Source organism: Nocardioides pacificus (genome assembly GCF_054775955.1).
This window is the reverse complement of the sequence record NZ_BAAHCI010000015.1, coordinates 769813-792441: the sequence shown is the minus strand read 5'-3', so window position 1 is coordinate 792441 and position 22629 is coordinate 769813. Positions and strand designations below refer to the sequence as shown.

At 71.6% G+C, this 22629-nt stretch carries 23 protein-coding genes; 13 read left to right on the top strand and 10 right to left on the bottom strand.

Annotation, left to right across the window (positions count from 1 at the left end):
- The first annotated feature begins 136 nt into the window (after positions 1 to 136).
- Positions 137 to 1570 carry an HNH endonuclease signature motif containing protein gene (locus tag ACYU7L_RS22255; protein WP_460801194.1) on the top strand — a complete coding sequence of 478 codons (1434 nt, stop codon included), beginning with the start codon at positions 137 to 139 and terminating at the stop codon, positions 1568 to 1570.
- 256 nt (positions 1571 to 1826) lie between these two features.
- Here ACYU7L_RS22255 and ACYU7L_RS22250 read toward each other — a convergent pair whose 3' ends face one another.
- The 6 genes from ACYU7L_RS22250 to ACYU7L_RS22225 all read right to left on the bottom strand — a co-directional run bounded on the left by ACYU7L_RS22250 (position 1827) and on the right by ACYU7L_RS22225 (position 5337).
- Positions 1827 to 1901, bottom strand: coding sequence for a 50S ribosomal protein bL37 (locus ACYU7L_RS22250; RefSeq protein ID WP_371863162.1), 75 nt, complete (start codon positions 1899 to 1901; stop codon positions 1827 to 1829).
- Between the two features lie 95 nt (positions 1902 to 1996).
- Complete coding sequence (gene rsrA / locus ACYU7L_RS22245; protein ID WP_460801192.1) at positions 1997 to 2257, bottom strand: mycothiol system anti-sigma-R factor; 261 nt, start codon at positions 2255 to 2257, stop codon at positions 1997 to 1999.
- Entirely contained in the window at positions 2254 to 2898 is a 645-nt protein-coding gene (locus tag ACYU7L_RS22240; RefSeq protein ID WP_460801190.1) for a sigma-70 family RNA polymerase sigma factor, read from the bottom strand. Before ACYU7L_RS22240 ends, rsrA begins: the two co-directional genes overlap by 4 nt.
- Positions 2899 to 3026: 128 nt before the next feature.
- On the bottom strand, positions 3027 to 3674 hold the full coding sequence (locus tag ACYU7L_RS22235; RefSeq protein WP_460801187.1) for an alpha/beta hydrolase family protein: 648 nt from the start codon (positions 3672 to 3674) through the stop codon (positions 3027 to 3029).
- 7 nt (positions 3675 to 3681) lie between these two features.
- Positions 3682 to 4500, bottom strand: a complete 819-nt coding sequence (locus ACYU7L_RS22230) for an SOS response-associated peptidase (protein WP_460801185.1) — start codon at positions 4498 to 4500, stop codon at positions 3682 to 3684.
- Positions 4501 to 4551: 51 nt separating this feature from the next.
- Positions 4552 to 5337, bottom strand: a complete 786-nt coding sequence (locus tag ACYU7L_RS22225) for a hypothetical protein (protein ID WP_460801183.1) — start codon at positions 5335 to 5337, stop codon at positions 4552 to 4554.
- A gap of 162 nt (positions 5338 to 5499) precedes the next feature.
- On the opposite strand from ACYU7L_RS22225, the gene ACYU7L_RS22220 reads away from it, so the two are divergent.
- Genes ACYU7L_RS22220 through rsgA form a run of 4 tightly spaced genes read left to right on the top strand, consistent with a single transcriptional unit; the run spans position 5500 to position 10135 of the window.
- Positions 5500 to 7209 carry a sigma-70 family RNA polymerase sigma factor gene (locus ACYU7L_RS22220; RefSeq protein WP_460801181.1) on the top strand — a complete coding sequence of 570 codons (1710 nt, stop codon included), beginning with the start codon at positions 5500 to 5502 and terminating at the stop codon, positions 7207 to 7209.
- A gap of 29 nt (positions 7210 to 7238) precedes the next feature.
- The gene (locus ACYU7L_RS22215) at positions 7239 to 7769 is read left to right on the top strand and encodes a DoxX family protein (protein ID WP_460801179.1); all 531 of its coding nucleotides are present in this window, start codon (positions 7239 to 7241) and stop codon (positions 7767 to 7769) included.
- Between the two features lie 37 nt (positions 7770 to 7806).
- Complete coding sequence (aroA, locus tag ACYU7L_RS22210) at positions 7807 to 9102, top strand: 3-phosphoshikimate 1-carboxyvinyltransferase (RefSeq protein ID WP_460801176.1); 1296 nt, start codon at positions 7807 to 7809, stop codon at positions 9100 to 9102.
- Between the two features lie 7 nt (positions 9103 to 9109).
- A complete protein-coding gene (rsgA, locus tag ACYU7L_RS22205) occupies positions 9110 to 10135 on the top strand; it encodes a ribosome small subunit-dependent GTPase A (protein WP_460801174.1) in 1026 nt (341 codons plus the stop codon).
- 5 nt (positions 10136 to 10140) lie between these two features.
- Here rsgA and ACYU7L_RS22200 read toward each other — a convergent pair whose 3' ends face one another.
- Positions 10141 to 10626: a DUF2231 domain-containing protein gene (locus ACYU7L_RS22200; RefSeq protein ID WP_460801172.1), complete on the bottom strand. Its 486-nt coding sequence runs from the start codon at positions 10624 to 10626 to the stop codon at positions 10141 to 10143.
- A gap of 41 nt (positions 10627 to 10667) precedes the next feature.
- Between ACYU7L_RS22200 and hisN the strand changes: the two genes are divergently transcribed.
- The 3 genes from hisN to ACYU7L_RS22185 all read left to right on the top strand — a co-directional run bounded on the left by hisN (position 10668) and on the right by ACYU7L_RS22185 (position 12553).
- Positions 10668 to 11576: a histidinol-phosphatase gene (hisN, locus tag ACYU7L_RS22195; protein ID WP_460801170.1), complete on the top strand. Its 909-nt coding sequence runs from the start codon at positions 10668 to 10670 to the stop codon at positions 11574 to 11576.
- Between the two features lie 105 nt (positions 11577 to 11681).
- Complete coding sequence (locus ACYU7L_RS22190) at positions 11682 to 12113, top strand: CBS domain-containing protein (protein WP_460801169.1); 432 nt, start codon at positions 11682 to 11684, stop codon at positions 12111 to 12113.
- A gap of 71 nt (positions 12114 to 12184) precedes the next feature.
- Positions 12185 to 12553, top strand: a complete 369-nt coding sequence (locus tag ACYU7L_RS22185; protein ID WP_460801167.1) for an FKBP-type peptidyl-prolyl cis-trans isomerase — start codon at positions 12185 to 12187, stop codon at positions 12551 to 12553.
- 67 nt (positions 12554 to 12620) lie between these two features.
- Here the strand turns inward: ACYU7L_RS22185 and ACYU7L_RS22180 are convergent, their stop codons facing one another.
- The gene (locus ACYU7L_RS22180; protein ID WP_460801165.1) at positions 12621 to 12866 is read right to left on the bottom strand and encodes an RNA-binding S4 domain-containing protein; all 246 of its coding nucleotides are present in this window, start codon (positions 12864 to 12866) and stop codon (positions 12621 to 12623) included.
- Positions 12867 to 12938: 72 nt separating this feature from the next.
- The gene (locus tag ACYU7L_RS22175; protein WP_460801164.1) at positions 12939 to 14210 is read right to left on the bottom strand and encodes a DUF445 domain-containing protein; all 1272 of its coding nucleotides are present in this window, start codon (positions 14208 to 14210) and stop codon (positions 12939 to 12941) included.
- Between the two features lie 59 nt (positions 14211 to 14269).
- Here ACYU7L_RS22175 and ACYU7L_RS22170 point away from each other — a divergent pair, with 59 nt between their 5' ends.
- The 5 genes from ACYU7L_RS22170 to ACYU7L_RS22150 all read left to right on the top strand — a co-directional run bounded on the left by ACYU7L_RS22170 (position 14270) and on the right by ACYU7L_RS22150 (position 21591).
- On the top strand, positions 14270 to 14668 hold the full coding sequence (locus ACYU7L_RS22170) for an adenylyltransferase/cytidyltransferase family protein (protein WP_460801163.1): 399 nt from the start codon (positions 14270 to 14272) through the stop codon (positions 14666 to 14668).
- Between the two features lie 109 nt (positions 14669 to 14777).
- Positions 14778 to 16349 (top strand): MXAN_6640 family putative metalloprotease, encoded by a 1572-nt coding sequence (locus ACYU7L_RS22165; RefSeq protein WP_460801160.1) that lies wholly within the window; start codon positions 14778 to 14780, stop codon positions 16347 to 16349.
- A 130-nt stretch (positions 16350 to 16479) separates the two neighbouring features.
- On the top strand, positions 16480 to 18018 hold the full coding sequence (locus ACYU7L_RS22160; protein WP_460801158.1) for an MXAN_6640 family putative metalloprotease: 1539 nt from the start codon (positions 16480 to 16482) through the stop codon (positions 18016 to 18018).
- A 120-nt stretch (positions 18019 to 18138) separates the two neighbouring features.
- Positions 18139 to 19056, top strand: coding sequence for a universal stress protein (locus tag ACYU7L_RS22155; RefSeq protein ID WP_460801157.1), 918 nt, complete (start codon positions 18139 to 18141; stop codon positions 19054 to 19056).
- 42 nt (positions 19057 to 19098) lie between these two features.
- Positions 19099 to 21591 carry a sensor domain-containing protein gene (locus ACYU7L_RS22150; protein ID WP_460801154.1) on the top strand — a complete coding sequence of 831 codons (2493 nt, stop codon included), beginning with the start codon at positions 19099 to 19101 and terminating at the stop codon, positions 21589 to 21591.
- 36 nt (positions 21592 to 21627) lie between these two features.
- Here ACYU7L_RS22150 and ACYU7L_RS22145 read toward each other — a convergent pair whose 3' ends face one another.
- On the bottom strand, positions 21628 to 22575 hold the full coding sequence (locus tag ACYU7L_RS22145) for an AMIN-like domain-containing (lipo)protein (protein ID WP_460801152.1): 948 nt from the start codon (positions 22573 to 22575) through the stop codon (positions 21628 to 21630).
- Between the last annotated feature and the right edge of the window lie 54 nt (positions 22576 to 22629).

Here is a 22629-nt window from a genome sequence, read left to right as displayed (position 1 = left end):
GCAGCCCCGCTCGTTGGTCGAGCAGGTTGCGCAGCAACCGACGTCGAGACCCACCCGCGAAAAAAGTTCTCCACAGTCTGCGCGTCGCGCCACTTCTGGGCGAGGCACTGTCGGCGGTCGCTGATCCAATAGATCCATGACCCAGACAGCCGCTCCCGACACCGCCGCCGCGGTGCTAGAGGCTGCCCGTCTCTCACGCGCAGGCGCCGACGCAGCCGAGGTGAGGCAGTTGCAGTCGGCCGTGGACTGGGCCGCGATGCACTCCGTCGACTCCCTCACCGATGCCGCACTGGCCCACGACGGGTACGGCGACCGCGGCCTCCCCATCGCCGGCGAGGGCGCACCTTTGGTGGCGGAGTTCGCGATCACCGAGTTCGCCCTCGCCGTCGGCATGTCCACCGACGCCGGCAACCGCTACGTCGGCCAGGCCGTCGAGCTCAGGTATCGCCTCCCGAAGGTCTGGGCGCGGGTCTGCTCCGGCGATCTGGTGGCGTGGAAGGCCCGCCGCATCGCCGACGCCACCATGAGCCTCGTGCCCGACGGTGCGGCGTTCGTCGACCGCCACGTCGCATCGGTCGCGCACAAGATCGGCATCGCCGCGCTGGACCGGCTGATCGAGGAGGCCAGGGTCCGGTTCCAGCCCGAGGACGCCGAGCAGCGCCGTCGGGCCGCTGCTGACGGCCGGTGTTTCGATGTGGACACCGACCAGGTGTCCTACGAGGGCACCATGCAGATTCGCGGCGAGCTCGACATCGCGGACGCGATGGACCTCGACGCCGCCGTCACCGCCGGCGCGGAGGCTCAGCGTGCCCTGGGCTCGGAGGAGCCCCTCGGTGCGCGTCGGGCGAAGGCGGTCGCCGACCTCGCTCGCCGCCAGCTCGCGTTCGACCTCAACACCGAGGAGCAGGAGCCGGATCAGTGCGGTGGATCCGACTCACCCCCTCCTCCCGATCAACCGCGCTCATCCTCTACGACCTCCGACAGTGCGGCCCCCACGCGCGGGACAGCGCGTCGTCCGCGTCAGGTGGTGCTCTACGTCCACCTCTCCCACGACGCACTCCGCGCTCGGGGCCTCGATGACGGCCGCGTCCGCCTCGCCCGGGTGGAGAACACCCGCTCCTTCGTGTCCGTCGATCAGGTCCGCGACTGGTGCGCCAACCCCGATGCCCAGGTCGTGGTGAAGCCGGTGATCGATCTGGAGGACCACGTCCACGTCGGCGCGTACGAGGTCCCCGACCGGCTCGTCGAACGCGTCGGGTTGATCAACCACTCGTGTGTGTTCCCGTGGTGCACCCGGCCCGCCAGGAAGCTCAAGCCTGATGGGCATCGTGCGGACTGTGACCACGTTCGAGAGCACGCGGCCGGCGGAGATACGTGCTCCTGCAATCTGGCGCCGTTGTGTCGCCGGCATCACCGGCACAAGACGCATTCGCCGTGGTCGTACACGGTGATCGACCCCGGCACGTTCCTGTGGACCAGCCCGCAGGGATATCAGTACCTGCGCGATCACACTGGGACGCTTGACGTCACCCGCGACCGGGCCCGCGCCGTACCTCCGCCGGACGGATAGCTGCATCGCCCCGGACCCCGTCGTAGGCAGCATCCGGCGGGGGCTTCGGCGTGTCTACGGGGGTCTCGACGTCGGTTGCTGCGCAACCTGCTCGACCAACGAACGGGGCTGCGCAACCTGCTCGACCAGCGAACGGGGCTGCGCAACCTGCTCGACCAACGAACGAGGCTGCACAACCTGCTCGACCAGCGAGGGCGTCACCAAATGCACTCGAGCCCCCGGCCACTAGGGCTGGGGGCTCGCGATGCTGATGCGCTCAGGCGTTGGGGCGCTTGCCGTGGTTGGCTGCCTTCTTCTTGCGAGCGCGACGCTTGCGGCCGGTCTTGCCCATGGTGTCCTCCTGGATCGGGGTCGTCGGCCGTGAGGCCGAGGGACATCCTCTCAAACGAGAGGCGCTCACGGCGAATCGGTCTCACCGCCGGGCGGTCAGGCCTCGCTGATCCGGACCTGGACCTCGCGGATCTGGACCATCACGCGCTCCCGGAGCGACGACGGCGCGGCCTCGGAGCAGGACCGGGCGACGACCGACTTCACGGTGCGCTCGAGGTCATACTTCTGCAGGCACGGGCCGCACTCGTCGAGGTGACGGCGTACGACGGAGCAGTCGGCCTCGTCGAGCTCGTTGTCGATGAGATAGATGATCTGCTCGAGGTACTCCGCGCACCCCTCGTCGGACTTCTCAGTCATGACTTCGCCTCCACGGTGCCGGCGGGGAGCAGGTCGTTGCGACGTACGTAGTCGGACAGCATGTCGCGCAGCTGGCGACGCCCCCGGTGCAGCCGCGACATCACGGTGCCGATGGGCGTGTCCATGATCTCGGCGATCTCCTTGTAGGGAAAGCCCTCGACGTCGGCGAGGTAGACGGCGAGCCGGAACTCCTCCGGCAGCCGCTGCAGCGCCTCCTTCACCTCGCTGTCGGGCAGCCGCTCGAGCGCCTCGGTCTCCGCGGACTTGAGTCCGGTGGAGGTGTGCGACTCGGCGCGCGCGAGCTGCCAGTCCTCGACGTCCTCGGACATCGACTGCTGCGGCTGGCGCTGCTTCTTGCGGTAGGTGTTGATGAAGGTGTTCGTCAGGATCCGGTAGAGCCACGCCTTGAGGTTGGTGCCCTCACGGAACTGGTGGAACGACGAGTACGCCTTGGCGAACGTCTCCTGGACCAGGTCCTCGGCGTCCTGCGGGTTGCGGGTCATCCGCATCGCGGCGGAGTACAGCTGGTCGAGGTACTGCAGGGCGTCGCGCTCGAACCGCGCGGAGCGCTGCTCCTCGGTCTCGGGCGTCTCGATCTCGGGCTCGGTCTCAGGGACGGTGCCACTCAGGGATTCGGTCATCGCCTTCCAGAGTAGCCCGCTGGTGTCCGGGATCGGCTGTTCAGCCGACGCCAGTTCCGTGGGGCCGGTCAGCAGGGACGGGTTCACCTGTGGTTCGGAGAGCAAGCAGGTCACGGGAGGTGAACAGCTCAGGGCCGTCCGGGATTCCCGACGATCTCGCGGGTGATCCATTCGAGCGTGGACTCGACGATGATCGCGAGGGCGTCGTCGGCGCTGATCGGCCCCCGCTTGGGCACCTTCAGACTGTGGTCGCCCCCGGGGACGATGACGAGGTCGACGCCCTCGGGGAACTCCTCGGGCGTCCCCATCGCGTCGCGCTCGCCCTGGATCACCAGCACCGGGACCCGGGCCCCGGTCAGCTCGTCGACACGGCTCCTCTCGGGCTTCCCGGGCGGATGCAGGGGGAAGGAGAGCGCCAGACAGCCCGAGGCCCCCAGGTCACGAGCGCTGCGCGCCGCCGACCTGGCGCCGGCCGACCGGCCGCCGACCACGAGCGGAGTGCGGGGACGGATCCGGTCCGCCGCGGCACGCAGTCCGTCGTCGAGCGTGCGGGGCGCGGTGGCGATCTTGCGCCCGGCGACCTTCCACGGCTGCTCCAGCAGCACCACGGAGATCCCCTGCCCCGGGAGGTGACGCGCCAGGCACTGCAGATCCGGGGTGTCGATGCCGTTGCCCGCCCCATGACTGAGCAGGAGCGTCGCGATGGGGTGACGCGAACGGTGCGTCACCACGCGCGCGTCCCCGTGGGGGGTGTGGACGGTCAGCTCGCTGGGCATCTCGGCATCATCGCAGGTCCTGCTCGGCGGCGCCGTCGACGTGCACATCCGCGAGCACGTCGTCGGGGACGTCCTCGAGCGGCAGCGGCTCGAGGAGCTCGGGGCCGTTGTTGCGCACGTTGCTCACCAGCGTGGAGACGGGGTAGGCCTCGAGGTTGCCCGGCGAGGCAGGTGCGAGGAGGGCCAGCAGGTCCTCGCGACCGGAGGTCCGCGGGTCGAGCCACGCGCCCCAGCGCTCCCGCTCCACCATCATCGGCATCCGGTCGTGGATGTGGCCCAGCGTGTCCTCGGCCTGAGTGGTGATCACCGTGCAGGTCCACCGGAAGCGCTCGGGGTCGTCGTCGTCTCGTGTGGGGTCGCGCCAGATCTCGTAGAGCCCTGCCATCGCCAGCACGCCGTGGTCGCGCGGCCGGATGAAGAAGGGCTGCTTGCGCGGCTTGCCGCCCTGCGTGAGAGCGGAGGTGGGGTACCACTCGAAGTAGCCGTCCGCCGGCAGCAGGCAGCGACGGGCTGCGAACGCCTTGCGGTAGGCGGGCTTCTCGGCGACGGTCTCCATCCGGGCGTTGATCATCTTGTTGCCGATGCCCGGGTCCTTGGCCCACGACGGCACCAGCCCCCAGCGCAGGACCCGCAGCTGCCGCTCGGGGCCGGCGGTCTCACCGTTGTCCGGCCCCGAGCGCGGCGGCCGTTCCAGGACGGCGTACACCTCCTTGGTGGGCGCCACGTTGTAGTCGGCCGCGAGCGGCGCCGCGATCGCCGGCTGCACGATCTCGAACTCCTCGATGAGGTCCTCGGGGCGTCGGCTGGAGGCATAGCGACCACACATGCGACTCAGGCTAGCCCGCTCCGTGTCCCGGGGAACGGCCCTCTGACCGGCTCAGGGCCGGGCGAGCTCGTCGAGCAGGTACGACGCACCCTCGTCGCTGGTGGGCAGCCCCTCGATCCACACCCGCGCCTGTCCACCCGGTACGGAGACCATCCGGCGCAGCAGCCCGACCCGTCGTCCGAGCCGGTCGTCGCGCACGGTGAGGACCGCGATCCGGTCCCGGCTCAACCGCACGATGGTCTCCGCCCCCGGGAAGACCGTGCGCGCGGCCTCGCCCAGGCGGGCGGTTCGCAGCGCGCGCGCCAGGGCCGCGTCAGCGGGAGCGTCATTGCTCACCGAGCGTGGCGCGGGCATCTGGACGACCACCAGCGCATGGCTGTCGCACACCCGGGCGGACCCAGCCCCTGCACCCGTCGCGAGATCGGCGCGATACCGCTCGCCGCGGTAGAGCTCGGTCAGCCGCGTGCGCAGATGGGCCAGGCTGGCCAGCCCGCTCATCGGCTCCTCGCAGGAGAGCTGGTGCAGATAGCCGAGCGTGAACTCACTCCAGGCCACGCTCAAGGCGCGGACGACGTCGAACGAGGGCTCCTCCCCGAGCACCTCGTCGTACGTCGTGCGCAGCCCCTCGAGTGCCTCGTCGAGCGGAGCCCCGTCCCGTGCGAGCTCCCGACCGACGACCTCGCACGCCTCCACCGAGCCTGATCCCGAAGCCAGGGCCTCCCCTACTGCCTCGAACCGGTGCGGCAACCCCCTGCGCACCCGGTCCGGCAGCTCCCACCCTGCTTCGGGACCGTCCGTGGGGGCGCCGCGACGCACCAGCGTCGTGAAGATCCCCACAGTTGCTCCCCTCGGTTTCTCTCGGCGAGAAGCCGTCCTCCGGCCTGTCCTCGCCAGTGGAACGGTGTGGCACACGAGGCATGACGCGGGATCCCCCACATTTTTTGCCTGCGGGTTTCCGCGCCGGGCGTCCCCTCCGGCGTTGTGGCTCGTTGTGCTCGCGTGAGCGAGACCCTGGCGCGCCCGGAGGCCCCCTCCGACGCCGAGCTGATCTCGGCGGTCCGAGACGGGGACGTGGAGTCCTACGGCGCGCTCTTCTCCCGCCACGTCGACGCCGCCCGTCGTCTCGCCCGCCAGCTGGCGTCCCCCGGCGACGCCGACGACCTCGTCTCCGACGCCTTCGCGAAGGTCCTCGGCGTGCTCCAGCGCGGCGGCGGCCCCGACCTCGCCTTCCGCGCCTACCTGCTGACGGCGCTGCGACGTCTGCACGTCGACCGGATCCGGGCATCCGCACGGCTGCACTCGACCGACGACCTCGAGCCGTTCGACCCCGGCGTCCCCTTCCGCGACACCGCGGTCGAGGGGTTCGAGAGCGCCGCCGCCGCACGGGCGTTCGCGTCGCTTCCCGAGCGCTGGCAGGTCGTGCTGTGGCACACCGAGATCGAGGGCCAGAAGCCCGCGGACGTGGCGGTCATCCTGGGCATGAGCGCCAACTCCGTCTCCGCCCTGGCCTACCGCGCTCGCGAGGGACTGCGCCAGGCCTTCCTCACCATGCACGCGGGCGACCTCGACGAGGACACCTGCCGGTGGACGCTCGAGCACCTGGGCAGCTACGTCCGCAAGGGCGTCTCACGGCGCGACGCGACTCGGATTGAGGAGCACCTGCAGGGTTGCCGGCGCTGCCTGGCCGTCCACCTGGAGCTCACCGAGGTCAACTCCAACCTCGCGGCGCTGATCGGCCCCGTCGTGCTCGGCAGCGTCGCGGCGGCCTACCTCGGCGCCGCCGCGGGTGGGTTCGCCGTCCCCGGCCTGCTCCTGATGCTGCTCGACCGGGCCAAGGACTTCGTGATCGCCCACGCCCAGGCGACGGCGGTGGCCGGCGTCGCCGCCACCACCGTCGTGGCCGGCACCACCGCCGTGGCCCTGCCTGACGCCGACCGTGACGAGCGCGCCGACCGGCCCCCCTCGGCGGTCGTCCCCGACGAACGGCCACCCGGGAGCCGGCCAGGGGCGCCCGGCTCCGATCGGCGGGCCGGCGACTCCGATCGACGCGCCCGGCTCGACGAACGGCGTGACCGGAGGCAGCGCGCCCGGCTCGACGGCGCCCGCCCCGAGGAGACCTCCACCGCGCCCTCGCCCACGGAGTCAGCCGGTACGACGCCCACGGACGCTCCGAGCACGCCCACCGACACCTCGCCCACGGGTCCGGACGGGTCGCCCGCCACGTCGCCCGACACGTCGCCCGGCACATCGCCCGCATCCCCCTCCCCGGAGTCCCCGTCCCTCTCGGGAAGCCCCGCCCCGGGCGCTCCCTCCGGCTCGGGCTCACCTCCGGCGGGGACGCCGTCGGACGGCACGCCGACCGGCTCCCCCACCCCCACGCAGCCCGACGTCTCCCTCAGCGCGACGGCTCGGCCGATGCTCGGCGGGCTGGCCTACGACGTCGCCGTCCGGGTCAGCGGGCTGCGGGCAGGGCGCGGAGCCGAGCTCGTCGTACGCGCCGACGGGCTGCCGATCGCGCTCACCCTGGCCCCCCAGTGCCGGCTGGTCGTGCTCCGCGAGTCGAGCTGTCGGGTCCGCGGAGCCACCACGCTGCACTTCACCGCCCGCCAGCTGCCGACGACCGCGGCGACCCTGACGTTCGTCGTGCGCCCCGAGGGCGGCCGCGACGACCCCCGCGACAACAGCGCGCAGATCGTGCTGAGGGACTAGAACCGCCGCGATCAGGGTAAGGACTCCCCATGACCGCCATCAGACTGCTCGCCCGCCCGATGCTCGCGTCCATGTTCGTGATCGGGGGCGCCCACGCCCTCAAGAACGCCGACTCCCTGGCCGCCGCCGCCAAGCCGGTCACCGACCGCCTCGTGCCGCGGGCCCGCAAGCTCGTCCCCCAGGTCCCGATCCCCGAGGACCCCACCACGTTGGTGCGGATCAACGGCGGTGTGCAGCTCGCCGCGGGTCTGGCGCTGGCCACCGGCCGTGCTCCGCGTCTCTCCTCCGCAGCACTGGCCGCCTCCCTCGTCCCGACCACGGTCGCTGGCCACCGCTTCTGGGAGGAGAGCGACCCGCAGGCCAAGGGCGATCAGCGCATCGCGTTCTTCAAGAACCTCTCCATGCTCGGCGGACTCCTGCTCGCCAGCGCCGACACCGCTGGCAAGCCCGGGGTCGCCTGGCGCGCGCAGCACACCGCCCGCGGCGTACGTCGTGAGGCCAAGCACCTGGGCAAGGCGGCCCGGCGCGAGGCCAAGCTCGCCGCCGCCAAGGTCGGCTGAGCCCCGCGCAGGTGCGCAGGATCGGTAGTCTTCGCGCGTGACGAACGCGCCAACCGTGCCTGCCTCGACTCCCGCCGACCCGTGGCCGGCGCCGCGCGCCCACGATCCCGTGCTGGCGACGGTGAGCCTGCCCGGCAGCAAGTCGCTCACCAACCGGGCCCTCGTGCTGGCCTCCATCGCCGACCGCCCCAGCGTCGTACGACGTGCCCTGCGCTCGCGTGACACCTCGCTGATGGCGGCGGCGCTGACGGCGCTGGGCTCCCGCGTGGACACCAGTGGCGAGGACTGGACCGTGACGCCGGGTCGGTTCGCGGCCGATGCGAGCGTCGACTGCGGGCTGGCCGGGACCGTCATGAGGTTCGTCCCCCCGGTGGCGGCGCTGTCGTCGGGCGCGGTCGCCTTCGACGGCGACGAGCACATGCGCAAGCGCCCGGTCGGCGAGGTGCTGACGGCGCTGCGCGGCCTCGGCATCGAGATCGACGACGCCGGCCGCGGCGGGCTGCCGTTCACTGTCCGGGGCAGCGGCAGCGTGCCCGGCGGCACGGTCGTGATCGACGCCTCGGCCTCGTCGCAGTTCATCTCCGCCCTGCTGCTGGCAGGTGCCCGCTATGACCGAGGCGTCGACGTGCGCCACGACGGCAAGCCGGTCCCGTCCCTGCCCCACATCGACATGACCGTGGCGATGCTGCGCGAGCACGGCGTCGAGGTCGACGACACCGACGCCAACCGGTGGTCGGTCGCTCCCGGCCCCATCCACGGCGTCGACCACCTCATCGAGCCCGACCTGTCCAACGCGGCCCCGTTCCTCGCCCTGGCCGCGCTCTCGGGCGGAAGCGTCGTCGTGCGCGACTGGCCCCGTCGTACGACGCAGGCCGGCGACGCCCTGCGCGGCATCCTCACCGCGATGGGCTGCTCGGTCTCGTTCGTCGACGAGGGCCTGCGCGTCGAGGGCCCCGAGCGCCTCCAGGGCGTCGACCTCGACCTGCACGACGTCGGCGAGCTGACCCCGGCGGTGGCTGCCCTCTGCGCGCTCGCCGAGACGCCCTCCCACCTGCGCGGGGTGGCGCACATCCGCGCCCACGAGACCGACCGGCTGACCGCGCTCGCCACCGAGCTCACCGCCCTCGGCGCGGACGTGACCGAGCACCCCGACGGGCTCAGCATCCGGCCGGCGCCGCTGCACGGCGGCGTCTTCCACACCTACGCCGACCACCGGATGGCGCACGCCGGAGTCATCGTCGGCGCGGCGGTCGACGGGGTGCTCGTGGAGAACGTCGCTACCACCGCCAAGACCTTCCCCGACTTCGCCGGCTTCTGGGCGGGCCTGCTGTGAGGCAGCCGTGAGGAGTCGCTACACCGAGCACGACCACGAGCACTACGAGCGTCCTCGCCGACGCACGCGGCCCCGCACCAAGGACCGGCCCAGCCACGACGACGCCGTCGACGGGATGGTCACCCGGGTCGACCGGGGCCGCTACGCCGTGATCCTCGAGTCGGCGCCCGACGCCGGGACGATCACCTGCATGACCGCCCGGCAGCTGGGCCGCAAGGCCGTCGTCGTCGGAGACCGGGTGCGCATCGTCGGCGACACCTCCGGCGAGGAGGGATCGCTGGCGCGGATCGTCGAGGTCCATCCCCGCACGACCACGCTGCGGCGCACGGCCGACGACGACGACCCGATCGAGCGGGTGATCGTCTCCAACGCCTCCCAGCTGGTGATCGTCGCCGCACTGGCCGACCCCGAGCCCCGGCCCCGGCTGATCGACCGCGCCCTCGTCGCGGCGTACGACGCCGGCATGCAGCCGCTGCTGTGCATGACCAAGGCCGACCTCGCCGACCCCGAGACCCTGCTCTCGACGTACCGCTCGCTGGGCGTGCCCTGGATCGTCACCCAGCGCGGGGGCGACCTGGAGGAGGTGCGCGAGCAGCTGCGCGGACGCACCAGCGTGCTGATCGGGCACAGCGGCGTCGGCAAGTCCACGCTGGTCAACGCGCTGGTCCCCGAGGCGCACCGGGAGGTCGGGCACGTGAACGCCGTCACCGGACGCGGGCGGCACACCTCGACCTCCGCCATCATGCTCGCCCTGCCCGGAGCCGAGGGATGGATCGTGGACACCCCCGGGATCCGGTCCTTCGGTCTCGCGCACGTCCAGCCCGAGCAGCTGATCGAGGCCTTCCCGGACCTCGACGAGATGACCGAGGACTGCCCGCGGGGCTGCACGCACGGGTTCGGGGAGCCGGAGTGCGGGCTGGACGAGGCCCTCGCCGCCGGTCAGGCCGATCCCGACCGGGTCAGCTCGTTCCGGCGTCTGCTCGCCGCTCGCGACGGCTCCGGCCCCGACGGCCCGGACGGCACCGACGACTGAGCGGGTCAGCCCCAGACGGCGCGGGCGCCCGCCTCCCCGGTGAGGAAGGTCAGCACCAGGAGCGCGACGGAGCCGGCGACCAGTGCGACGAGCGCCACCACGCCCCAGACGCCCTTGGTCTCCCGCGCCCCGCCACCCGAGGCCAGGGCGCTCGGGCCGCCGAGGGCCCACGCGGCCGCCGCGGCGAGCACGACGTACCCCAGTGCCACCCAGAGCAGGATCTCGGCGCGGTCCTGGTGCAGGTGGATCTTCTCGGCCAGGGCAGGGACCTCCAGCAGGTTCGGGCGCTGCTCGAGGAGGTCCTCGCCGCTGAGGTAGGAGAGCCCGGTCGCGCCCGCCGCCACCACCGCGGCGACCAGGAGGGGCCATCGCAGGGCCCAGCGCCAGCGAGCCGTCGCGGCGTAGGTCAGCCCCACCAGAGCGGCCAGCGGCGCCAGCACCACCGACGCGTGCACGGCCAGCGCGTGAACCGGTAGTCCGTCGATCTCCATGGATGAACGCTAAACCACTTTCCTGGGAATAGCCTGTGCCCATGGCCAACTCCGGTGCACCCGACTACACCGACGACCTGCGGCTCGCGCACGTGCTCGCCGATGACGCCGACTCGCTCACCCTCAACCGATTTCGCGCGCTCGACCTGCACGTGATGAGCAAGCCCGACCTCAGCCCGGTCACCGACGCCGACCAGGCCGTCGAGGAGGGCATCCGCCGCACCCTGTCGCGTGCCCGATCCCGTGACGCCGTGCTCGGCGAGGAGACCGGCGAGACCGGCCACAGCCAGCGCCGCTGGATCGTCGACCCCATCGACGGCACCAAGAACTTCGTCCGCGGCGTCCCGGTCTGGGCCACGCTGATCGCCCTCGAGGTCGACGGCGAGGTGGTCGCCGGCGTGGTCTCGGCCCCGCAGCTGCACCGACGCTGGTGGGCGGCGAAGGGCGGCGGCGCCTGGACCGGCCGCTCCCTGCTCAAGGCGACCCAGTGCCAGGTCTCGGACGTGCGCCGGCTCGAGGACGCGTCGTTCTCCTACAGCTCGCTGTCCGGCTGGGAGGAGCGCGGCCGGCTCGACGACTTCCTCTCGCTCTCACGGCGCTGCTGGCGCACCCGGGCCTACGGCGACTTCTGGTCCTACATGCTCCTCGCCGAGGGTGCCGTCGACATCGCCGCCGAGCCCGAGCTCGAGCTCTACGACATGGCCGCGCTCGACGTGATCGTGCGCGAGGCCGGCGGACGGTTCACCGGTCTCGACGGCAACGACGGTCCGTGGGGCGGCAACGCGCTCGCCACCAACGGGCACCTCCACGAGGCGGCGCTGGCCTTCCTCGGCTCGCTCCCCCACGACGCCGACGACCCCGACTCCCAGCCCCACGGCGTCGGCTCCGTGCACGACCTCAGCGCCCAGCGCGCGCGTCGTACGGACGTGAACGGGCCTGTGGCCCCCTGACCCGGCCGGGTCGGGACAGCCCCTGTTCAGCGCTGCCCGACAGCACTAGCGTGGGTCAGGGTTCAGAAGGGGCCAGCTCCACGACGCACAGACAAGAGGTGGCAGATGCGGATCAACGACGTGCTGCAGAGCAAGGGCAGCCACGAGGTCGTCACGATCGCCCCGTCGGCCGGAGTGCGCGAGCTGATCGCACTCCTCGCGGAGCACAACGTCGGCGCCCTGGTCGTGAGCAGCGACGGCACGCACCTCGAGGGCATCGTCAGCGAGCGTGACGTCGTACGCCGTCTGGCCCGCGACGAGGGCGTCCTCGACGCCACCGTGGCGTCGATCATGACCACCGAGGTCCACAGTTGCGCCGGCGACGACTCGGTGCCCGAGCTGATGCAGACGATGACCGAGCGCCGGATCCGCCACCTGCCCGTCCTCGAGGGCGACACGTTGGCCGGGATCATCAGCATCGGCGACGTCGTCAAGAGCCGCATCGGCGAGCTGGAGTTCGAGCGCGACCAGCTCGACAGCTATGTCCAGCGTGGCTGACCTGCACCCCGGCGAGAGCACCGAGCGCCTCCCACTAGAGTGGTCGGCCCACCCCTGACGAGAGCGAGACGATGGACAAGCCTGAGATCGACTTCCCCGACTTCGAGCCGCCCGCCGACCTGGTCGTCACCGACCTGGTGGAGGGTGACGGAGACGTCGCCACCTCCGGATCGACCGTGTCCGTGCACTATGTCGGTGTCGCGCACTCGACCGGCGAGGAGTTCGACGCCTCGTTCAACCGCGGCACCCCGCTGCAGTTCCGCCTCGGCATCGGCCAGGTCATCTCCGGATGGGACCAGGGCGTCGAGGGCATGAAGGTCGGCGGCCGCCGCCAGCTCGTGATCCCCCCGCACCTCGGGTACGGCGAGCGCGGCGCGGGCGGCGTGATCAAGCCCGGCGAGACCCTGATCTTCGTCGTCGACCTGCTCGGCGTCTCCTGATCTGATCGACCCGTCACTCCCTCCGGCCGACACGGCGTGTCTGGTCGAGGGAGTGACGGGTCGTGTCTTACCAGGGGAGGTTGTCGGGGGTGCCCTCGTCGGCCACCCTCGCTGACTGCCCGCCCAGGGTGACCACGTCCCCCTTGGCCAGCTGACGGCCGCGGCGGGTCTCCACCTCGCCGTTGACCTCCACGGCGCCGTCGGCCATCAGCGGCTTGACGTCGGCACCGCTGTCGATGAGGTTCGCGAGCTTGAGGAACTGACCCAGCCGGATCGACTCGTCACGGATGGGGACGTCGACCGGAGTGCTCATGGGCCCATTGTGCGCCCGACGGTCCCCCCACCACGACTCAGCCACGACTCGGGCGGGGACTCAGGCGGGGACTCAGGCGGCGAGCACCGCCACGGTGTGGATCAGCACGCCGACCAGCCCACCGACGATGGTGCCGTTGATCCGGATGAACTGCAGGTCGCGCCCGACGTGCAGCTCGATCCGATCGGCCGCCTCCTTGCCGTCCCACTTCTCGATCGTGTGCGTGATCACCGCGGTCAGCTCCGCGCCGTAGCGCGACACCGCGAAGACGGCCACGTCGGCCGCGACGCCGTCGATGCGACGGCGCAGGGCCTCGTCGTCGAGCAGCCGGCCCGCGAAGGCCGTGAGCTCGCTCTGCACGCGGGAGCGGACCGCCCCGTCGGGGTCGCGCAGCGCGTGCAGCAGCGCCGTCCGGAAGCTCTGCCACAAGGAGACGACCGTGGCCATCACCTGCGGGTGGTCGAGCACCCGCTCCTTGAGCCGCTCGGCGCGCGCCTGGGTGTCCGGGTCCTCGAGCAGGTCCCCGGCGAGCTGGTGCAGCATCGAGTCGAAGGCCTGTCGCGCGTGGTGGCGCGGGTCGTCGCGGATGTCGGCGACCCAGCGGATGGTCTCGAGGTGGATCCGCGCGGTCACGGCCTCGTTGACGCGCGGGGGCGACCACCAGGGCGCCCGCTCACCGAGGACCTGCGAGAAGGTCTCCTCGTTGTCGACCAGCCATCGGTGCAGCTCCTCCAGTGCGAGGTCCACCAGCCCGTGGTGCAGGTCGTCGCGGACGACCTCGCCGAGGAGGCTGCCCAGCAGCGGTGCGATCTGCTCCTCGCGGAAGCGCGGGACCACCGCCTCCTCGACCAGGGCGACGACGTGGTCGTCACGCACCTTGGCGAGTGCGAGCGCGGCGATCTCGGACGCCTCGTCCACCACCCGGCGGGCGTTGGCCTCCTCCCCCAGCCAGCGGGCGGCCCGCAGCGAGATCGTGGCCGCCCCCACCCGGTCGCGGATGATCTCCTCCTGCAGGAAGTTCTCGCCGACGAACTCCTGGAGGCCGCGACCCAGCTCGTCCTTGCGCTTGGGGATCAGCGCCGTGTGCGGGATCGGCAGGCCCATGGGGTGGCGGAAGAGGGCCGTGACCGCGAACCAGTCGGCGATCGCGCCCACCATCGACGCCTCGGCCCCCGCGTTGACGAAGCCGAGCCAGCCGTCGCGGTCGAGCGTGAGCAGGTAGACGACCGCCGCGAACAGCAGCAGTCCCAGCGCCACCAGCCGCATCCGGCGCAGGGCCGAGCGGCGGCCCTGGTCGGCGACCGGGTCGGCCAGGGGGTCGGCGAGCATCGAGAAGGTAGTCATCGCCCTCGATTCTGACCCACGTCCCCAGGGCAGGGCTGTTCGGTGCCACAATTCCGGGCATGTCCCGCACCGTCATCACCTTCGGCACGTTCGACGTCTTCCACGTCGGCCACCTGCGCGTCATCCAGCGCGCGGCCGAGCTCGGTGAGCGTCTCGTCGTCGGCGTGTCGGCCGACGCGCTGAACGTCAGCAAGAAGGGGCGCGAGCCCGTGTTCGGTCAGGACGAGCGGCTGGCCATCGTCGCGGCCCTCAGGGGGGTCGACGAGGTCTTCCTCGAGGAGAGCCTCGACCTCAAGCGCGACTACATCCTGCAGTACGGCGCGGACGTCCTGGTCATGGGCGACGACTGGGCCGGGCGCTTCGACGAGTTCGAGGACATCTGCGAGGTCGTCTACCTCCCCCGCACCCCCGCCATCTCGACCACGGCGCTGATCGAGAAGATCTCCACGACCCCCTGAGCCGCGTCTGAGGTTCTCCCTGCGTCAGGGACTGCCGTTACATTGGTGGCGGACGTGGGGCAGCGTCCGATCCGTGCCGTCATCACTGTCCTGTCGAGGGAGCTCTTCCATGCGCCGATCTCTGGCTGCCCGCATCCTTGCCCTCGCTGTGGGGATGAGCGCCTTGGCGCCGACGCTCGCCGTCGCAGCCGATCCCTCGTCACCGGCGGCGGAGGTGCCCAAGCCCGACCTGGCGACCGAGGTGACAGCGCAGGCCCGCGTCGAGGCCCGCAGTGCCCTCAGCACCGCCGCCCGCTCCCTCGCCGGCGAGAGCGCGGTCAGCCCCTCGATCGCGCTCAGCGAGCTGAACGTCTCCTACGACGCGCTCACCACCGTCGAGCAGCGCCGCGCGGACGACCTCCTCGCCCGCCCCACCGACGGCAGCGGCATCGATCCCGAGGTCGCGAAGTACCCGCCCGGCGCCACACTCGCCAAGAAGTGCCGCGACGACGTCTGCGTCCACTACGTCACCACGGGGACGCACCGCCCGGCCGGCAGCACCTCCACCAGCAACCAGATGAACGCCTGGGTCGAGCGCTCGCTCGCCGAGGTCATCGCGGTGTGGAGCCACCACACGAAGCTGGGCTATCGCCCGCCCCCCGCGGACAAGGGTGCAGGCGGGACGCCGGAATTCGACGTCTACCTCGCCGACACCGGCGACGAGGGCATCTACGGCTACTGCGCCCCCGAGGACAAGCTGAGCAACCGCCGCGACGACTTCCGTCGTACCGGCTTCTGCGTGCTCGACAACGACTTCGCAGAGTTCCGCCTCGGCCCGGAGCAGAGCCTGAAGGCGACCGCCGCCCACGAGTTCTTCCACGCCATCCAGTTCGGGTACGACGCGAGCGAGGACTCCTGGTTCAAGGAGGCCACCGCGACCTGGATCGAGGAGCGCTACGCCACCGAGATCAACGACAACCGGCAGTACCTGCGCCACGGCCAGCTCGGCCGCCCCACCCTGCCCATGGACCGGTTCGGTGGTCTGGCGCACTACGGCCAGTGGATCTTCATCGAGAAGCTCAGTCGCACCTACGGCGTCGCCGTGGTCCGGCTGATCTGGGAGCGTCTGGACTCCGGGCCGGGTGCTCGCGACGAGTTCTCCGTGCAGGCCATCTCCCGCGTGCTGCGCAACCGACGGACCACGCTTCCGGCGTTCTTCGCGGCGTTCGGCGCCGGCAACCTGGCACCCGCGGCGACCTATGCGGAGGGCGCTGCCTACACCGCGGCTCCGCTGGCCGCCCGGATGGCCCTGCTCCCCGCCCGCCGCCAGCGCACCTGGAGCTCCTCGTTGGCCCACCTCACGACCCAGAGCATCCAAGTCCGGCCGGCGCCCGCGCTGAAGGGCCCCTGGAAGCTGCGCATCAGGGTCGACGGACCGCGCCGGGCGACGGGTCCGGGTGCCCATGTCCAGATCTTCAAGCGCAACGGGACGATCGTGCGCAAGCCGGTCAACCTCGACCGCCAGGGCCGGGGGGGCCTCCGCGTCGGGTTCGCGCCCGGGTCCGTGTGGCGGGTGACGGTCACGGTGGCCAACGCGTCCACGCGCTACGCCAACTGCTGGCGCTCGACGCCGTTCGCCTGCTCCGGCACGCCTCGTGACAACGGAAAGGGCTTCCGCGTCACTGCCCGCGCCGTGCGCTGAGCCCGCCGCGCTCGGCGCGTGCACCCGGATCTCGGCGCCGGGCGGGGCTAGGTTGTGCTCTCCGGTGACGGGCACGCGCAGCAGCGACGGCCCGGCCGGATCCTCCGCACCCTGACTCGGGAGTCCCCGCATGCCCTGCACGTCGGCAGCAGGCCGGCTGGCCCTCGCCGCGGCGCTGGTCCTCGTCCTGGCCACGCTCAGCACCCTCACCAGCGGTACCGCCGCCGCCGGCGACGAGAAGTCGGCAGGCACCGGCTCCCCGAGCTCCCTCGCGTCGGCACGCAAGGCCGCCTCCTCCCTGGACACCGCCGCCCGGGTCCTCGCCGGGACCGGACGTCCGGGTGATCCCTCGCCGACCCTGGCGTTGCGTGATCTGTTCAGCTCGCTGCCCGACCTGCCTGGTGCCCAGCGCCGCGACGCCGAGGCGATGCTCGCCCGGCCGACCGACGGCGCCCGCGACCCCCAGGGCGACGGGTACGCCGTCCCCTCGCGCCGACTGTGCGGACCCCACGTCTGCGTGCACTACGTCCAGCGCACCAGCGACGCCCCGAGGGGCATGGCGTGGGTGCGTCGCACGCTGCGGGTGATGGAGCGGGTGTGGCGACACCAGGTGGAGACGATGGGCTACCGCGCTCCGCTGCGGGACCGGCGCCGTGGCGGGGACTCCCGTTTCGACGTCTACCTCAAGGACCTCGGAGCGCACGGCTACTACGGCTACTGCGCCGCGGAGCAGCGCCGTCAGCAGTTCCTCGCCTCGGGCTTCTGCGTCCTCGACGACGACTTCGCCCGCGAGCAGTTCGGGTCGTCCCCTGCCTCGACGCTCCGGGTCACCGCCGCCCATGAGTTCTTCCATGCCGTCCAGTACGCCTACGACTTCGCCGAGGACCGCTGGCTGCTCGAGACGACGGCCACCTGGATGGAGGAGCGCTTCGCCGACGACGTCGACGACAACCGTCAGTACCTCCCGCACGGCCAGCTGACACGTCCGACGCTGTCGCTGGACACCTGGAGCAGCGACTCCCTGGCCCAGTACGGCAACTGGGTCTTCTTCGAGTACCTCAGCGCGAGGTACGGCGTGAGCGTCGTGCGCGAGATCTGGCAGCGTGCGGCCGCGGGCACCGGGTCCCGCGACCTCTACTCGCTGCGCGCGCTGACCCGCACCCTGGCCCGACGCGGTGACACGTTCGCGTCGGTCTACGCCGACTTCGTCGCCGCCAACACGATGCCCCGCCAGACCTATCCCGAGGGGGCTGCCTGGCCCCGCGTCAACCTCGCGGGCCGGGTCCGGCTGGGGCCCCCCCGGCGCAGCACGGTCCGACGCTCGGCGACCATCAACCATCTCGCGTCGCGCACCTGGGACCTGGTGCCGGGCGCCGGCTCGCGCGAGCTGCGCATCGAGGTGCGCTCCCCCCGGACACGTGCGGGCTCCGTCGCGCAGGTCCTGGTCCACCGCGCGGGCGGGGTGGTGCGACGCAGCATCGCTCTCGACGAGGCCGGGGACGGCTCGGTCACCCTGCCCTTCGCCTCCGACAGGATCCGCAAGGTGACCCTGAGCCTGGTCAACGCGTCGGTGCGCTACCGCTGCTGGCGTCGCTCCAGCTGGTCGTGCCAGGGGCGCGCCCGCGACGACGGCCGACGATTCGCCTTCGAGGCCACGGCCACGCGCTGAGCCTCGCCCAGAATTACGCCCAGAATTGCGCCCTTCTGCATGGGGGCGGGGGGACGTAGGGCCCTAACCCGCGGCCCCTCACAGCACCAGGGTGGGGTCAGGACGACGGAAAGGCACGCCATGACCCTTCACCCCCACCTCCCCCTGCTCGTCGCGATCGGCGCCGGGTCCGACACCGGCAACGACGCCCTGCTGAGCTGGACCGTCACCCGAGCCCAGCAGGAGGATCGCGCCGTGCGCCTGGTGCACGTGGTGCATCCGAGCAGCGGCTTCGTCGTGCCGGAGGCTCTCGCTCTCGACCTCGAGGCGGCCGACCAGATCGGCCGCGAGGCCATCGCCGCGGCTGCCCAGCGCGTCGGGGAGCTGAGTGGCGACTCCGTGAAGATCGAGACGGTCGTCCAGCGCGGAAGCACCGTCGACGTGCTGGTCGAGCTCTCGCGCGACAGTGAGTGCGTCGTGCTCCAGCACCGCCGGCAGAGCCGGGCCCGCCGGATCCTCACCGGCTCGGTCACCTCGGGCGTGGCCGCACGCTGTGGCGTCAGCGTGGTCTCGGTCCCCGAGGACTGGTCACCCCGCCTTGGGGCGCCGCGGGTGAGCGTCGGTCTCGACGAAGGCACGCCCGACTCCCACCTGCTGGACGAGGCGTTCGCCACCGCGTCCCGGATGGGAGCGACGCTCGCCGTCCTCCACGCGTGGTACATGCCGGCCATGTACGACGACACGCTGGTCGACCGGACCGAGGCCGCGCAGTGGTCGACCCGCGCCGAGGTCAGCATCGCTGAGCGCCTCGCGCCGTGGCGTGAGCGCTATCCCGAGGTCCCCGTGGACGTGGTCGTCCTGCACATGCGCCCGGCAGATGCCCTGGCGGACGCCTCGATCGGCTCCGACGTCCTGCTGCTGGGTCATCGAGGTCCGCACCACATCCCGCACCTGGGCTCGATCGCACGGGCGGTGCTGCGCGAGGCCCGGTGCCCGCTGGTCCTCGTGCCCGCCCAGCGCGCGTCGGAATCCGTGGAGACCGAGCACCACCCGGTGTAGCGTGCCCCCGACCGAACTGTCCTCACTCGGGAGGGAGGCGACGTGCCGGACGCGAGCAACGAGCGACGCATCGACCCGCGCCTGCCCGGCCTGTTCGACGGGGCCAGCGCGGGGATGACGGTGCTCGACCTCGACTGGTCGTTCCTGCACGCCAACCCCGCCTTCTGCCAGCTGATCGGCTACACCGAGGAGCAGCTGCTCGGCTCGATGCACCCCCGTGACTTGACCCTGCCCGAGGACTGGGCAGTCACGGCCGAGGGCGCCCGGCAGCTGGTCGACGGGGAGATCTCGTCGTTCTCCCAGGAGAAGCCCTACCTCACCGGCGACAAGGGCACGATCTGGTGCCAGCTGACGGCCTCACTGGTGCGCTCCCCCTCGGGACTGCCCGCCTACGTGATCGCGACCCTCGTCGACATCAGCGAGCGCAAGGTCGCGGAGGACGAGCTCGCACGGAGCCAGTCGCTGCTCGACATGGCCGGCCGGGTCGCCCAGCTCGGCGGCTGGTCGTTGAAGATGCCCGAGCGGGAGCTCTTCTGGACCCAGCAGGTGCACGACATCTTCGAGGTCCCCGGAGCCGGCCTCGACTTCACCAAGGTCGTGGCGTGGTACGAGGACCAGCCCCAGAGCAAGATCCGCACCGCGCTCAAGGCCTGCGTAGCGGACGGCACCCCCTTCGACCTCGTTGTCCCCTCGATGACCGCGAAGGGCAGATCGATCTGGCTCCGGGTCACGGCTGAGGCGCAGCGCAGTCCGGACGGCCAGGTCGCCCTCGTCCAGGGGGCGGTCCAGGACGTGACGGCGGCCGAGGAGGCCAACCTCGAGAAGGAGCGCATCAGCCAGCAGCTGACCGCGGTGATGGGCAGCATCACCGACGCCCTGTTCTCCCTCGACCACGACTACACGATCACCTATCTGAACGAGCAGGCTGAGGTGGGAGTCCCCGAGGGGGAGACGCTGCTGGGCCGCAACCTGTTCGCCCAGTTCCCCGATGTCAAGGGCAGTGCGCTGCACGCCGCCTATGAGCAGGCCCGCACCGAGCGGGTGGTGGTGACGGTGGAGGACCACCACTACGAGGCCTTCGACCAGTGGACCGACATCACCATCTACCCGTCCCAGACGGGGCTCACCGTCTATTACCGCGACGTCACCGAGCGCCATCACGCCCAGGAGCAGCGCGAGGCGCTCCTGCGCGAGACCCAGGAGGCCAGGTCCCAGGCCCAGGAGGCCCAGCTCGCGCTGGCACACCAGGCGGCGCACGACCCCCTCACGGGGCTCTACAACCGCCGCGAGGTCACCCGCCGACTCGATGCTGCGGCCCACGAGACGTTCACGGTGCTGTTCATCGACCTCGACGGCTTCAAGAAGGTGAACGACTCCCTGGGCCACATCGCCGGAGACCAGCTGCTCGTCAACATCGCCCACCGGCTCGAGCGGCTCGTCGAGCCCTGCGAGGTGCTGGCCCGCCTCGGCGGTGACGAGTTCGTCATCCTCACGCCCAAGCTCGGCGCCGAGGCCGACGCACTCGCCGAGCGCGTCCTAGGCGACATCCGCAACCCCGTCGAGGTCGCCGGCCTGCAGATCTTCATCACCACGAGCATCGGCATCTCCGTCGCAGGCGACGACCAGGACTCGACCACCGCCCTGCGCGATGCCGACATGGCCCTCTATCGGGCCAAGGACTCCGGGCGCAACCGCATCGCGCACTACGACGAGGCGGCTCACCGCCACGTCATCGACCAGATCCGGGTCCTCGACCAGCTCCGCTCGGCCCTTGCCAACGATGAGCTGGTCCTCTACTACCAGCCCTCCTTCCACACCCCCACCGGACGCTTCTTCGGCTCCGAGGCCCTGGTCCGCTGGCACCATCCCCAGCGCGGGCTGCTGCCACCGGCGGACTTCATCCCCGCCGCCGAGGACGGCGGCCTCATCAACGAGCTCGGCGCCTGGTGCCTGCGCGACGCCATCCGGCACGCGAGCAGGCAGCCCGCCAGGGACCTCCCCGAGGAGCACCCCGCGACCTGGGTCAACGTGTCGGTGCAGCAGCTCACGCAGCCCGGGCTCGCCCAGTTCATCGCCGAGGAGCTCGCCGCCGCAGGGCTGCCGGGCACCCGGCTCGGCATCGAGATCACCGAGTCTGCTCTCGCCGACGACACCTCCGTCGTGGTGCCGGAGCTCCTCGCCTTGTCCGCCCTCGGCGTGCAGATCGCCATCGACGACTTCGGGACCGGCTACAGCTCACTCTCGCGACTGCGCACCCTGCCCGTCGACGTCCTCAAGATCGACCGCTCCTTCGTCCGCGACCTCGACAGCGCCTCCGGGCGGGCCACCGTCGCCGCCATCATCGACCTCGGGCATGCGCTGGACGCCTCCGTCGTCGCCGAGGGGGTGGAGACCGAGGAGCAGCTCCGCATCCTGCGCAGCTTCGGCTGCGACACCGTGTGCGGCTTCCTGCTCGCCCGCCCGGTCCACCCCGACGACATCGACGCGGTCATCGGCACCGGCACCGACCGGCTGCGCCGGACCCTGGACATCTGAGGGCCCGCCGCAGGACCGATCGGGGCTCAGGACCGATCACGGCTCCAGGCACACCGGGATGGAGTCCGAGGGGCCGAACGGGTCCTCGGTGTGACCGGCGGCGTTGTAGATCTTGACCCAGTCGACCGTGGGGAACTGGCGCAGCGTCGGCATGATCTGGTCGGCGATCGTGACCGTCGAGCCACCGCTGGAGCAACGGCCGGTCAGCCGGATCCGGGCGATGTCGTTCGCGATGCGAAGGCTGCTGAACCCGGTCGTCCGGGAGCGCACCAGCCGCAGCCCGTCGGCGCGCTCGGCGTCGGTGGGGCCGGCGTAGAGCCGGTCCATCACGCCCGTGGCCGGCTGCATCGCCAGCACCTCACGGCGCCGGGCCACGGCGTACGGCTCGTGACCGCTGACCACGCGATCGCGGTCCACGAACCAGACCTTGCGGGTCACCGTCGGGAAGCCGGCCTGGACCTTGAGGATGACGCGGCTGGGGTTGCGTCGGGTCGAGATCGTGTACGGCGTGCGCTTGGCGAGCCCGATCCCATAGCTGGTCACTGCCTCGAAGTCGCCGGCCCGGACGGTCGTCAGCACGTTCGGCAGCCTGTAGGCCGTGCGGGCGGGGGCGGTCGTGCCGTCGGCGTCGTGGGCGACTGCCTGGTCGAACCACACCAGGAGGCGGGCCCTGCCGGCGACCCTCAACACTCGCCCCGAGCCGTCGGCTGTGACCGTGTCGACATACCGGGCCCGTCGGATCGCGGGCAGACCACCGTCGAACCTGAAGACGACCCGGTCGGCCCCGGCGCGATGGAAGGCGCGGACACCCACCAGGGTCGGGGTGTCCGGCGCGGCGACGTCGGCCGCCGATCGAGGAGCCTCCGCCGGGTTCGTGGCGGCCCCAACGACCCCGGCGGCCCCGACGGCCGAGCCGGACAGTGGAGCCAGCAACGCCAGGGAGACGAGAGCCGGGAGAACGGAATGCGTGCGCGAGATCCTCATGAGAACACCTCCGGTTTCGAGGTCATCGCAGATGTCTTGGACGCTAGTCCCGAA

Excerpts from the sequence above, each read along its gene's own strand:
- ACYU7L_RS22255 (WP_460801194.1), top strand. The coding sequence starts at position 137 with ATGACCCAGACAGCCGCTCCCGACACCGCCGCCGCGGTGCTAGAGGCT.
- rsrA (WP_460801192.1), bottom strand. The coding sequence starts at position 2,257 with ATGACTGAGAAGTCCGACGAGGGGTGCGCGGAGTACCTCGAGCAGATC.
- ACYU7L_RS22240 (WP_460801190.1), bottom strand. The coding sequence starts at position 2,898 with ATGACCGAATCCCTGAGTGGCACCGTCCCTGAGACCGAGCCCGAGATC.
- ACYU7L_RS22235 (WP_460801187.1), bottom strand. The coding sequence starts at position 3,674 with ATGCCCAGCGAGCTGACCGTCCACACCCCCCACGGGGACGCGCGCGTG.
- ACYU7L_RS22230 (WP_460801185.1), bottom strand. The coding sequence starts at position 4,500 with ATGTGTGGTCGCTATGCCTCCAGCCGACGCCCCGAGGACCTCATCGAG.
- ACYU7L_RS22215 (WP_460801179.1), top strand. The coding sequence starts at position 7,239 with ATGACCGCCATCAGACTGCTCGCCCGCCCGATGCTCGCGTCCATGTTC.
- ACYU7L_RS22200 (WP_460801172.1), bottom strand. The coding sequence starts at position 10,626 with ATGGAGATCGACGGACTACCGGTTCACGCGCTGGCCGTGCACGCGTCG.
- hisN (WP_460801170.1), top strand. The coding sequence starts at position 10,668 with ATGGCCAACTCCGGTGCACCCGACTACACCGACGACCTGCGGCTCGCG.
- ACYU7L_RS22190 (WP_460801169.1), top strand. The coding sequence starts at position 11,682 with ATGCGGATCAACGACGTGCTGCAGAGCAAGGGCAGCCACGAGGTCGTC.
- ACYU7L_RS22185 (WP_460801167.1), top strand. The coding sequence starts at position 12,185 with ATGGACAAGCCTGAGATCGACTTCCCCGACTTCGAGCCGCCCGCCGAC.
- ACYU7L_RS22180 (WP_460801165.1), bottom strand. The coding sequence starts at position 12,866 with ATGAGCACTCCGGTCGACGTCCCCATCCGTGACGAGTCGATCCGGCTG.
- ACYU7L_RS22175 (WP_460801164.1), bottom strand. The coding sequence starts at position 14,210 with ATGACTACCTTCTCGATGCTCGCCGACCCCCTGGCCGACCCGGTCGCC.
- ACYU7L_RS22170 (WP_460801163.1), top strand. The coding sequence starts at position 14,270 with ATGTCCCGCACCGTCATCACCTTCGGCACGTTCGACGTCTTCCACGTC.
- ACYU7L_RS22165 (WP_460801160.1), top strand. The coding sequence starts at position 14,778 with ATGCGCCGATCTCTGGCTGCCCGCATCCTTGCCCTCGCTGTGGGGATG.
- ACYU7L_RS22160 (WP_460801158.1), top strand. The coding sequence starts at position 16,480 with ATGCCCTGCACGTCGGCAGCAGGCCGGCTGGCCCTCGCCGCGGCGCTG.
- ACYU7L_RS22155 (WP_460801157.1), top strand. The coding sequence starts at position 18,139 with ATGACCCTTCACCCCCACCTCCCCCTGCTCGTCGCGATCGGCGCCGGG.
- ACYU7L_RS22145 (WP_460801152.1), bottom strand. The coding sequence starts at position 22,575 with ATGAGGATCTCGCGCACGCATTCCGTTCTCCCGGCTCTCGTCTCCCTG.